Source organism: Pseudomonas sp. SIMBA_067, assembly GCF_046534675.1.
Lineage (GTDB): Bacteria > Pseudomonadota > Gammaproteobacteria > Pseudomonadales > Pseudomonadaceae > Aquipseudomonas > Aquipseudomonas putida.
Genome location: NZ_JAWRYH010000781.1, coordinates 1 through 257, shown reverse-complemented (window position 1 = coordinate 257; position 257 = coordinate 1). Strand labels below are relative to the sequence as shown.

The 257-nt window shown below is 59.1% G+C and carries 1 protein-coding gene; it reads left to right on the top strand.

Features of this window, described 5'->3' with window-relative positions; all coding sequences use genetic code 11:
- Positions 1–257: toxin VasX (locus SB765_RS31315; RefSeq protein ID WP_410932720.1), on the top strand; the 257-nt coding region annotated here is incomplete at both ends.

Here is a 257-nt window from a genome sequence, read left to right as displayed (position 1 = left end):
CGCATGGGTTACCTGTATGTGCTGCTGGACCAGCAGGTCTGGCAGGCCTACGAAGTCAGCGAACAGGGCCACCTGCGACGCTTCAATCCCTACGAACCTTCAGACGGCCTACCCGCGTCGCTGCCCGAAAAGTGCGTGAATGAAAACCACGATATCCCTTCCGCCTTCCTGAACATTGACACCGACCGGTATGGCACAGCCTGGCTGGCCTTCTCCAGCGATGCCTGGCCGGTCAGCGTGCTGAATGCCTACAAGAA